The sequence below is a fragment of the Rugamonas sp. GW822-FHT03B10 genome (assembly GCF_058801745.1).
Genome location: NZ_JBXANP010000020.1, coordinates 64,503 through 75,909, shown reverse-complemented (window position 1 = coordinate 75,909; position 11,407 = coordinate 64,503). Strand labels below are relative to the sequence as shown.

The 11,407-nt window shown below is 59.9% G+C and carries 8 protein-coding genes; 2 read left to right on the top strand and 6 right to left on the bottom strand.

Translation table 11 applies throughout. From position 1 onward, the window contains the following. On the top strand, window positions 1–965 hold a 965-nt coding region (locus tag AC1RQG_RS23980; RefSeq protein WP_493135260.1), incomplete at its 5' end, for a DNA-binding protein. Window positions 966–1,299: 334 nt separating this feature from the next. On the opposite strand, the gene AC1RQG_RS23975 is transcribed toward AC1RQG_RS23980, so the two are convergent. The 4 genes from AC1RQG_RS23975 to AC1RQG_RS23960 are packed head-to-tail and all read right to left on the bottom strand — an operon-like array spanning window position 1,300 to window position 5,518. Then, a complete protein-coding gene (locus AC1RQG_RS23975; protein WP_493135258.1) occupies window positions 1,300–2,079 on the bottom strand; it encodes an EAL domain-containing protein in 780 nt (259 codons plus the stop codon). Window positions 2,080–2,119: 40 nt separating this feature from the next. Further along, on the bottom strand, window positions 2,120–2,635 hold the full coding sequence (locus tag AC1RQG_RS23970) for a hypothetical protein (protein WP_493135256.1): 516 nt from the start codon (window positions 2,633–2,635) through the stop codon (window positions 2,120–2,122). Window positions 2,636–2,692: 57 nt separating this feature from the next. Beyond that, entirely contained in the window at window positions 2,693–3,364 is a 672-nt protein-coding gene (locus tag AC1RQG_RS23965; RefSeq protein WP_493135254.1) for a hypothetical protein, read from the bottom strand. 12 nt (window positions 3,365–3,376) lie between these two features. Continuing rightward, on the bottom strand, window positions 3,377–5,518 hold the full coding sequence (locus AC1RQG_RS23960) for a DNA topoisomerase 3 (RefSeq protein WP_493135252.1): 2,142 nt from the start codon (window positions 5,516–5,518) through the stop codon (window positions 3,377–3,379). A 116-nt stretch (window positions 5,519–5,634) separates the two neighbouring features. Here AC1RQG_RS23960 and AC1RQG_RS23955 point away from each other — a divergent pair, with 116 nt between their 5' ends. Further along, the gene (locus AC1RQG_RS23955; RefSeq protein WP_493135250.1) at window positions 5,635–5,886 is read left to right on the top strand and encodes a hypothetical protein; all 252 of its coding nucleotides are present in this window, start codon (window positions 5,635–5,637) and stop codon (window positions 5,884–5,886) included. 5 nt (window positions 5,887–5,891) lie between these two features. On the opposite strand, the gene AC1RQG_RS23950 is transcribed toward AC1RQG_RS23955, so the two are convergent. Together AC1RQG_RS23950 and AC1RQG_RS23945 are read right to left on the bottom strand one after the other, a co-directional pair. After that, window positions 5,892–6,227 carry a hypothetical protein gene (locus AC1RQG_RS23950; protein ID WP_493135248.1) on the bottom strand — a complete coding sequence of 112 codons (336 nt, stop codon included), beginning with the start codon at window positions 6,225–6,227 and terminating at the stop codon, window positions 5,892–5,894. A 12-nt stretch (window positions 6,228–6,239) separates the two neighbouring features. Beyond that, window positions 6,240–11,378: a strawberry notch C-terminal domain-containing protein gene (locus AC1RQG_RS23945; RefSeq protein WP_493135247.1), complete on the bottom strand. Its 5,139-nt coding sequence runs from the start codon at window positions 11,376–11,378 to the stop codon at window positions 6,240–6,242. Window positions 11,379–11,407 lie beyond the last annotated feature (29 nt).

Genomic DNA, 11,407 nt, shown 5'->3' with positions numbered 1-11,407 from the left:
GGCGTCAGTTGCAGTTATTCCTGGCCGAAAATCGGCTGGAATGCTGGTCGGCCCCGTTTCAAATGCAGGTCATTACAGTTACCGAAGCTGAATTGGGCTTGCCGGCTGAACTGCTACATGCCGTCAAAGGCATCTATGAGAAGCTGCAGGCCGATCTTGCGCATCAGCTGGGGCTGGCGCAGGACAGTCACCGGCAAGAGCAGGAAGCGATGGCCGAACGGTTAAAGCTTGCAGCGGCCGACAAGGGCGCGCTGACCGAGGCCAAGGGGAGCCTGGATCAGGAGTTGGTGCAACTAAAAGCGAGCTTCGAGTGCTTGCAGAAAGACCAGCATGCTGGCGAAGTATCGTTGACGGCTGCCCGGACCGAAAATGCCGGCCTGCAGCAGCGTCTTGCCGACCGGGGAGCGGAAGTGCAGTCGCTCACGCAGCAGTTAGCACAGACGCGGGTCCAATTCGAGCATTACCAGGAAACGACTGCGCGGCAGAGGATGGACGATCGACAGGCGTTCGAGCAGCGCATAGCGCGCCTGGAGCAGGAATTGGCGAGCGGTCAGCAGCGGCAAGCGGCCCAACAAGCTGCGCTTGCGCAACAGGAGAGCAAGCTGTCGCAACTCGACACCGACAACGCGCGGTTGCGGCAGACACTTCAAGAGGCTCAGTCCGATCTGGGCGTCGTGAAAAACGAGCGGGACCAATTGACCTACCAGGTAAGGGAACTTTCGGCAGCGCGCGTTGAAATGGATCGTCGGCTCGAGACGGCACAACAGGCGTTGACGGAAGGAAAAATGATGGGGGCAACCTTGCAAAAGCAGGCAGAAATGCTTGCTCAGCAACTGATCAGCGCTGAGGCAAGGGCGGAAAAAGCCGATCAGGAAAGACTTGGTCTGATTCAAAAACTGACTGAACGCGAACACAGTCCGAGTCAGACCGAAAGCAGCGTTGCCCATAAAATCAAGCAGTCATGAAAACTTTTACCTTTTGGAGGGGATGGGCATAATTAGCCAACTTTCCTTCGCATCCGTCGGCCGTCAACATAGTGACGTTGATTGCACGCGGTCCGACGCCGTCGCCCGCTCCGCTTGCTAACGAATTTGATTCCGTCATCACCGTCCCCTTACGGCCAGCCACACCATTACGTGCACCACGCCCCCTTCCGCGATCCCGTATTTTCCGTTCGAGATCCACGTCGGAACCGTGCACAAAAACTCCTTACGACACCCAAATTAGCCCTTTGCCGCCCACATGCCTTTTTCGGCTTTTGACGAAACACACAACAACAGCACAAGCCCAAATAAAAAATTACGATCTCGCCACAAGCCCTACTTCTGATCGCGGTATCCGGAGGTCCTGCAAACCAAACTGCCTACTCGCCGCCACTTTGTCCACAATATCGGTTCGCAACTTTGTACTGAACGCCACATCAACACTCGTCGGTCTACCCAAATAGAATCCCTGCGCGTACTCCACTTTCAAATCCCTGAGCGCCACCAACTTCTCTGCGGAATCCACATGCTCGGCAATGATGACCCCACCATACCGTTGCGTGATCTGGCGAAGTGCCGCGATCTCACTACCGGTCTTCGCCAGGTCTTCCACCAGGTTGCAAGACAGCTTCAAATATTCCGGCTTCAGCATCTCCACCAGGGGGATCGTGAAATGGCCAGTGCCGAAATCATCGATCGCGATCTTGGCGTCGAGCAGGCGAACGGCGGCCACGAAGCGCAGCACTTGCGCCATGTCGTGGATGGCCACTGTCTCGGTAATCTCGAAGATCATGCGCGCCGCCAAATCCATATTTTGGAAAACGAGTGCGAGCAGATCGCTGCAGGAATTCTCGATCGTGACCACGGAGATGTTCACCGCGATGCGAACCGTCGGATGGCGGCGCAGAAGAGCAAAGACGTGATCAACGACCGCAATGTCGATCAAATCCACGAAGCCATAGGCTTCGCCCACCTCGATCAATTTAACGTGGCCAGGGCTTCCCTCATGTGCGCGCGCGAGCGCTTCATGATGAGAGATCGTCCCAGTTGCAATTTCCACTATCGGCTGAAACACCGGCATAACGACTTTACGCATCGGTCATACTCCTTCGCCGGCGGCCCACGCCGGCACAGTTTTACAGGCCCTTGGCGGTCCAATCGACCGGGGTTTCGATGGCGGCGTCCATCGGATGCGTGAAGATCCAGGAGGCGCGTTTATAAGCGGTCCGCGCCCAACCGGCAGCTTGGCGAACAGCGACGATATCGCCCGACGCCACGCCCTGCGCCTTGGCGCGTACGATCGCCATGACCATTTCGTGATGGGCATAGCTGCCGATCTTCCCGCCAAATGCCTCGTGAAGCGCATCGAACAGCCCCTGGTTTGCGCGCGCGACATCATCGAACGCCCCCAGCGGCACCGGATTCTCGACGCCGAGGATCAGGCCGTACTGGGTGCCTTCCTCGTTGATGTACCCCACCGAAACATCGCGGCCGTGTACGCGAATTTGCTGGGTCTGCACGATCTTGCGGCCCAGGCCGTTGTCGGTGAACAGGTCGTCGTCCACCTCAACGTAGTGCCCCGTCGGGAAAGCAATAGCGCCGGAGACGAGCTCAATCGGGAAGGAGAATTGCGTGGCAAGCTGATTGCTCATGGGAAGCTCCAATGTGAATTAATGATGATTGTTATTATCTGTTATTATTTGTTATTGTCAATGCCGGAAGGCAACTTTATTGCCAGACGATTCCATGCGCTCGAGCTCACGCTGCGCCGCTGCCAATGTCTGGGCATCCGAGAGGACTGCGCTAGCAAATGGATCTTTTTCGATCCCGCGCAGACCGTCGCCCAGCGCGCGCTGCAACTCCGCGGCCATCTTGGTGGCGGCATCCTTGCCAATGCGAGAAAGCTTCTCAAGCACGCCGTTGATACCGTTGAGCCCGGCCGCGACTTTGCCGGCCATATCGCTCATGCCGGGATCCACCGCACGCATTTCGCGGACGCTTCCGGTGTAATGGGTTTCGGCCACGTGTTTGCCGTGCGCGATGTAATCCTGCACCTGCTGAAGATGGCGGCGGATCTCCAACCGGTAGCGGTTCTCCGCCGTCTCCAGGTACATGGGAAGGCTGAACACGTTTGCGCCAGTACGGTTACGGTATTCGCTGTTCAGGCGTTGCGTGAAAAAGCCCGTGCGCTCGGCGGCCGCCATCTGCGGCGACATTCCCGACGCCTTCTGCTTGGCGAGCAGCTTGGCCAGATCGTCGCGGTAAATCTTCATGATGTCGCAGGCGATGTTTTCCTGCATCTGAAGCAGAATGGTGCGATCCAGCCCGTTAGGAGCCTCGTCGATCGCGCGTAGGGCATCAATTACCAGTGGGGTGCTCATCATTCGGTCCTATCAAATGTTCTCTGCGTGCTTGCAGGCCGGATACCCGGTGCAACCGTGGAACTTACCTTTCGCGCCCTGGCGCACAGCCATCGGCTTGCTGCATTTGGGGCAGTCTTTACCGGCCAGCTGCGCTGGTTGGCGCGGCGCGCTGCTGCCACCACCGTCAGCGCGCTTCTTCGCGCCTGGCGGAGCTGGCAGGTTCAACGGACCCTGCTTGATCTTGTCGATGGTCTTGCGGATCCAATCAGCCTGCATGGCCAGGAAGCGATCCACGCTGGCGCGGCCGCTTTCGATTTCGCGCATCGCGGTCTCCCAAAGCGCGGTCATGTCGGGCCTACCCAGTTCGGATGGAATCGCCTGGATCAGCGCACGACCTGCGGCCGTGGACACGATGAATGTTTCCTTGGACTTCCGCTTGCCGCCGGCCTCCTGGCGTGCCAGGAACCCGATCTCCTCCAGCTTGGGGACGAATGTGTGCCGCGTTGCCGGCGTACCCAGGCCGCACGCGCCGTCTTCGTCGCCGTCCTTCTTATCGGCCAGCATCTTCATGAAGATGCCTTTCACCTTTTCGTCGGTAACGAACTTGTGGACATTGATCATGGCCTCCAGCAGCGTGCCGTCGGTGAAGTGCTCCGGAGGCTGGGTTTTCTTCGGCTCGATCAACAGGCCATCGCAAGCGACCTGATCGCCTAACTTCATGGGAGGGAGCACGGCCTCCTGCTTCGCACCCTCGGGGTTCTCCTTCTCGACGGCCCCCTCGATCACTTTCCAACCAACGAAAATCGTGGTTGTTCCCGACGCGGCGAAGTGCTGGCCGCACACGTCGACCAGCGCTTTCACCTCGCGATAGCGTCGATTGGGTAGGAACTGGGCCAAGTAGCGGCGGCAAATCTCCTCGTAGAGATTGCGCTCGATCGGCGTCAGCACAGACAAGTCTGCCGTTTGCCCGGTCGGAATGATCGCATGGTGCGCGGTGACTTTGCCATCGTTCCAGGCGCGCGACTTGCGACCCAAATCAACCTGGTCTAGTACCGGCTTCGGAAACGCAAGATTGTGCGTCACGGCATCGAACACCTGCGGCACGTCGGCCAGCTGGCCAACCGGCAAGTACTGGCAGTCCGAGCGCGGATAGGTGGTCAGACTGTGCTTCTCGTAGAGCGACTGCAGCGCGTTGAGCACAGCATCCGATTTGTACCCGTACTTTTTGGAGGCCAGGACCTGAAGCTTGTCCACGGAGAATGGCAGCGGCGGCCCTTCCTGTTTCTCCTCGTCCGAATACTCGATGACTTTGCCGGACTTGCCTTTCACCAGCGCATTGAGCTGGTCGGCAATGCGGCGGTCCAGCAGACGGCCCTGCTCGTCCAGTCCGGCCTGGCCCTGATGCGGTTTCCAACGCCCGAGGAACGCACCCTGATTGACCCTCAGCTGCGCCACCAGAGAGAAGTAGTCCACTGGCTTGAAATTCTCGATTTCGAGATCTCGCTGCACGATCAGGCCCAGCAACGGCGTTTGGACTCGTCCAATCGACACGTGGCTGGCGGCGTACCCGCTTTCCTGCGCCTGGAGCGTGCACGCGCGGCTGTAGTTCATGCCACACAGCCAGTCGGCGCAGCTTCGCGCCAGCGCCGCATCCTTCATGCCGCGGAATTCGGCGTTGTCTCGCTCGTTTTTCAGCCCGTTCAATACAGAGGTCTCGTCAAAGCCAGAGATCAGCACGCGACGGACGGGCTTGCGGTTCCCCAACTCCTCCAGGATCTCGTCGATCAGCAACTGGCCCTCGCGGTCCGGATCGCCCGCGTTCACCACCACCGTTGCCTTTCCCACAAACTGCTTGATCGTCTTGAAGAGGCTGGCTTTTTCCGGGTCGAGGCTCACCGACCAGGCTGGCCAGCCGTCCTGCGCCGGCAAGAGCGGCAAATGCTCAAACGTCCAGAGGAAACGGCCCTTGCCGTTCTTCCTCGCACCGGGGAACTTCGATCCGATATAAAAATCAGGCTCTTCGAGGCCGAAGATATGCCCCGCGGCCCAGCACACAGCCCAATCGCGGCCAGCTACATACTCGCGGCCGGCATCCACCTTAGGCGATTGCTTCATGAGTTGAGCGGCGATCGCCTTGCCCAATTTCGGCTTTTCGGCCACGTAAACTTTCATTGTGTTATCCCATGCAACAATTTGATCGGTTCGCTGCACTCATTGGAAGTACTCAGCGCCAAGAAAGTTACAGCTCTGCTATCATTTCTCATCAACATCGGACGAGGAGAAACTGGATGGCTCCAGGAGAGAAAGCGGTTGTTCGCGCAGCAAGAGAGTTCGCGCTTGAAAAAAATGGGGGAATTCCCTACCGTATTCGCGAACGACTGGAGGCGGTGAAACCAGGCTTGGCGATACTGGTCAACGAACGCCTCAAAGTTACCGACATTCAAGAATTTGTTCGGCTTCAAACCGGCATGAAGTTGACGTTGAAGGTGATGCAACAATACTGCCGCGAGGTGTTCAATTACCCCCCGGAAAAGGCGTGAGAGCGTCATACTGATGCCTCGCCGCTCAGAGGACGCATACCCATGGTCGCGCCCAAGAGCGTCTCCATCAGGTCGTCATGCGCGGTTTCAAGCAGCTCGCCCGTGTCAGCAGCAAACACCGCGGTGACTACAATCGAGCGTGCTCGTCCGGTGCCCTCAGCACGCCACTCGGAGACGGTAACCACCACAGTGTTGCCACCATCCGCCTCCCGGAACTCCACATCCGCGTCAGCACCGGCCTGGTGGCCGGGATCCACGTACGCATACCGAACATACGGTTGCTCCTGCCCGAACTGGTCGGGCAGTGCTACAGCGGCGGCAAATTGTTGCAATGCGTTCAACGTTTCATTCCATTAACAGGCTCTGGCCATTTTACCCTCGTTACCTTTTGTAACGCAACTTTCATTAGTATATACCAAGGCATTAAGTCGGTTAATTGCCTCTCGATACGAGGGGTCGGCATACATAGAGACGCCTTTTCGGTAAAGGATTGAGGTTGCTTTTTCGATACTATCAAGCGGAAATTTTGCCGTCATCCCGGCCCGCGATCCGGCGAACGGCCCGGTTACCTTGATCAGGTCTTCGTCAGCAAAATACCGGCCGCCAAGCGATTTGGTACCAGGCACCTCCAAGATGGCCTGGCCGTCCTGCAGGCGCAGCATCAGGTCCTTGTCGCGCGCCCCCTTCGAATCCGGCGACGAACTGAGAAGAATGTCCGCGAAACGTGCCAAAACCTCACGACACATCGCCGGCGTCTCGACGCGCACCGCCAAGTTCTTCAAGTGCTTCATTTCGACACCGCGCGCCAGCAGCACGCCACGGTGGCGGTTGCCCTCCACGTCGCTGTAGATCACGCTGCTGCCCATGGCATTCGTTGCCGCGATCTGGGCCGCCTTGAACAGGTTACCGTCGAGGATCAGCCGCTGGAGGACCACGACGCCTTCCGGCGCGGAATCGAACTTGAGCATGAGATCCTGCTGCATAGCGCTCTTCGGCATGACGCGGAACTGGGCGTCCGCCTGCAAACTGTAGAGCGTTCGCTCGACCAGGCCCTGCTTGCCTGGTACGGCAAACGCAAGCTCGTAGGCTCCTAGCAAATGGATGTGCTTCGGGTTATCCGGCACGATGACCCGCGTGACGATGCCGAAGTCCGTCTCGTCCTCGTCGTTGGTGAAGCGGGCGACCGCCCCGACGTGCAGGCCGTCCAGCACGGCGTCCAGGGCCTGGAGGCGGCCGAGCATCTTTTGCACGGCGTTCGCGCGCTTGGCGGCCATCGCCTCGTCGATCGACTTGAATTCTTTGCCCAGCACCGTCTTCAGGAACTGGCTCCGATTCGATGCCAGATATCCTTTGAGCGCGAGGAAAAATTCTTGGTTTTCGCGCTCCTCGTGATTGATCGGGTACCGTTTCACCGCGTCGGCTCCGAGCCGGACACGATCCTTCACTTCGGCGCTGCGGATTGGGTTGATCCGGATCTCGTACTCGATGGTTTTAGCGTAGACCGGCTGGTTGAATGCGGAATCGGAGTGCGGGTTGCCGCTCTCGTATACTTCGCGGCTGATCTCCCGCGCCCGCACGTCCATTTCGCGCGACTTCAGGGGGTTGGTGCCCTTCGCGTCGAGCTCCTTGATCACCCGCAGGTATTCGTTGGTGAGCGCCTCATAGATTTGCTCCTGCTCGGTCACGCGGAGCATGATCAACCGGCTGGTCAGCTTGTTGATGAAGTAGGACTCGGCCCGCTCGTCATCGTTGTCCATGTCGATGTCCAGCCGGCGCGCGATCGCCGGATTCGCCTCGAGGTAGCGGTACGCCACTTCGTCGCCAATGGCGTTGATGAAGTCAGGGACTTGCCGGTTCAAGGCGGCATTGTCCTGGTTCGCAGTCGTGTTGGCGGAGAGCCTGCGCAGCTTCGCGTTCTGCATCGCTATCGGCCTGGCTTCGCCGATCAGGCCAGACGACAGCGTCTCGATCTCAGGGGCGGAAGTCTGCCCTTTCCGGTTGACCCGTCCAAAAAACTGCACACGCACGTTCACGTCCGGGGCGTCTTGGAGCTCGATCATGACGCGCTGCCGCTGGTCCGGGAACTTCTCGCCCGCGTGCAAGCTGATGCCGGTGCTGCCGGCGCGTGTCAACAGCAGCGCGTCAGAATTTCCGGTCACGAAATCCTTCACGATCTGGGCCTTTGGCCGCTCGGCCATCGGTGATGCGTACACGTGGCCGTCGCGTTCGATGATCTGCAGCTTACGACCAGACAGCTCGTCACACACGAAACCGGCGGCCGCGATGCGGCGGCGGATATCGTCGAGTGGTGACACCGACAGGTCAGGGAACTCGCCGATCAGGCGGCGGATCAGCGCCACTGTCTCCCTAGCCTCCTCAGAGGTGACAGGCTGCTTGACGACCTCGCCGTAGCGTGTCGTCTCGCAGTAGTAGGTGAGGCGGTCCAGCATCCGATACAACACATCGCGGAAGCTCATCTCTTCGTCGAGCTCGACTTCTCCCTGCAGGAGCGCGGACAAGCCGGACGCATCGACTTCCGCCAGCTCGTTGCTGTCGGCGATATCGACTTCGTTCTGCAGTACCAGGTCCTTGAGCAACGACTCCATGGTGTTGTTCAAGACAATGACCGGCTTCTGGCCGTTCTCCAGTGCGCGGATTGAGCGCTCGGTCGCCAGGTCGACCTTCAGGGCCATCATGAACTGTCGGTAGATCGCGAACAGGCGGGAACCGAAATTCACGTTCATCGCACCCATGCGGTTGCCCTTGCGTTCCTTATCCGGGATCTTCTCTAACAGCTTCTTGATCTCCTTGTTGCGGACATTGACCAGCTGGTTGATGTCGCCCGCGAGGTAGTTCATGTATTCGAGGATCTCGGCGAGCCGGTCGGAGAGCGCCCGGTTGCGCTCCTCGCGCTCGGTGTCGGTCACCGTGCGGAACGTCAGGTTGCTAAGGTCATGCTCGCGGCGCACAAACACGCCATCGCGCGCCAGCATCCCGGACAGCACTTCCTGCAGGACCTCGCCGCCGGTGGCCAGCGTCTCCGGCAGCGCGCCCATGTCGACCGTGGTGGGGAAGAGCTGCGAGTAGAGCATGACGTTTCGGCCATCCTTCATCGACGTCGCCGACGAATACACCACGTACTCCGCCTGGTCGATCGCCATGCCGATGTTGTGCCCGGTATTCGACTCGCCGGCAGCGTTATGCGCCTCGTCGATCAGCAGCGCCTTGCCGCGCGCGACATCGCCGATCCAGCGCGCCTTTGCCGAAGAGCTGCGGTCACGGTTGAATTGAGAATAGGTGCCCAGCACCATGTTATAGGCCGGATCCAACGAGCCAGACCGCAGCGCGGTCTCCATCACCGCGCGCGGCGTCGGCGGGATTAGCTTCGCCCCCGAAATGGGGTCATAGACCGACACCCCTTCGTTCACGATCAGCGGCGTGAAGAGGCTATCGGACCCGATGTCCCGGATGTCGCGCCAGAAGTCCGTGAAGAGGGTAGGCGTCTCGGTCAGGAAGATCACCGGCGTGTTGTTCAGGGCTGAGAAGCGCGCGAGCGCCGCCATCACACGGCCCTTGCCGAGCCCGGTCTGATCCGCCTCAAGGAAGCCCCGTCCCTTGCATACAGAGTGAATCGCCAGAGCGACAGCGTCGACCTGTTCGGGAGCCAGATAGCCGGCCATCTCGTCCACGGACCAGCCCAGCTCGCCAGCAACGAACTCATCAATGTCGCCGCTTTCTTCCACCACGCCGGCCAGCGCAATCCTGGTCGGCGTCGCAAGATTCCGGGGGATCATGGCCGTGGCGTCGCTGACGCCGCTGAACGCGGAATATGGCGACTGGTACGAGTTCTCCTCCTGGTCGCTGACATTGCTCTCTCCGGTCGGCCTATCTGCCGCGTCGACTGCGCTGTCGACCACCGCCGCCGGCGGTTCCACGTCCTCGCTCGGCGTGGCCGGGACCGGCGCGGGGGCGACGACCGATGCCGCGGCAGGTCGCGGTGCATACTTGGCCTGCATGCGGATAGACCATTCGAACAGCTCTTCATGATCCCGGATTACTTGCAGCTGGTCCGCCACCTGCGGGCCGCCCGGGGCGCGCTTGCCCACGACTACGATGCGAGTTGGGAACGATGCGCCCTGCTTGGCAAACATGCCGCCGTCCACCTCAACGACGTCGACGTGATAGTGGTCGGCCAGCCAGTTGAACAGCGTGCGTGAGCCGCCGGCAACCTGGCCCGACTTGGAATCGATGTAGCTGTCCGCGCCGATGATGTAGACGCCCAGTCCGCCATCGGTGCGCGCCATGATGGACCGCACCAGGATAAGGTGGTCGATACGGTTCACTTTCAGGCCGTGCATCATCCGGGGCATCTGAAGGCCACCGAACGGCGGGTTGGAGACCACCACATCAAAGGGCCGGCCTTCGTTCAATTCGCGGAAGTCGACGCTGGTTGCGTCGCGCAGGTGAAGCTTCGCTTCCTTCCGGTCTCGTCGCACGTTGGCCAGTCGTCGCTCGTCCAGATCGCATCCGGTGACGAAGGCGTCCGGCATGCCGCATACCAGGGACCCGTTACCAATCGTCGGCTCCAGTACTTCCTTACCAGCGGTCGACCCGACTATTCGCTGGACGACAACGCTCATCGGCAGTGGCGTCGAATACTGCTGCAGCCGTACCGAGTCCGAAGTCCGCGCCGCCATAGGCGGCTGACCTTCTTCCAGCTTGATGGCGAGGTTGTAGGCGGTCTTTCCGAGCGGTCCGGCGTAGCGACGCAAGTGCCGCACCAATGCGGCCTCAACGGCCTCTTGTACCTCACGCAACACCGGCGATGCGAGCAGCTCTTCGTCGCGCACGCCTGTAATCACAGTAGCGAACCGCTTCAGATCATCGAATCGGAACACCTTTCCGCCGGCGACCTCGCGTACCAGGCCGTCGGCACAAAGGGCCAAGTCTTCGGGCGAAGTAGCATAGAGGAACGTCGCTCCAGAGCGGGCCTCCGCCTCACGAATGATATTCTTCTGCACGTCGCTGATGAAGCGCCCGTCTTCACCCTGGTAGACCACCTGACCCAAATGATTCACGCCGAGCGGCATGGCGGTCATCACCGCGTTATTCACCGCCACGACCGGCTCAACCGGCTTCTCGTCTCCGGGGTCCGGTGCGCCGTCTGTGGGCCTGCCGGGCATGATCCTGGTGACCTGGTTCATCGGCATTTGCACAGGTACGGCATTGGGGAACGCACGCCGGATCGTCGGGAGCGAAAAGCGTAGGTCGTCGCGAACAAAGAAGCCCGAGCGGCTGAGATAAAAACCGATCTCGCCCAGCGCCTTGATGGTGGCTTCGGTCAGATCGTCGTTGGCGACAAGAACCAGGCGTTTGGTACCAGAGGGAAACCTCAAGGCAACCAGGCGTGCCTCAGGGTCAGTGTCATTCAACTGGATCCAGCTGACCAGCTGCTGGCCATCGGCAGTCTTCTTTTTTGCTTCTGCTTCCATTCAATCCTCTTCAGTTTTCGAATGCGCAA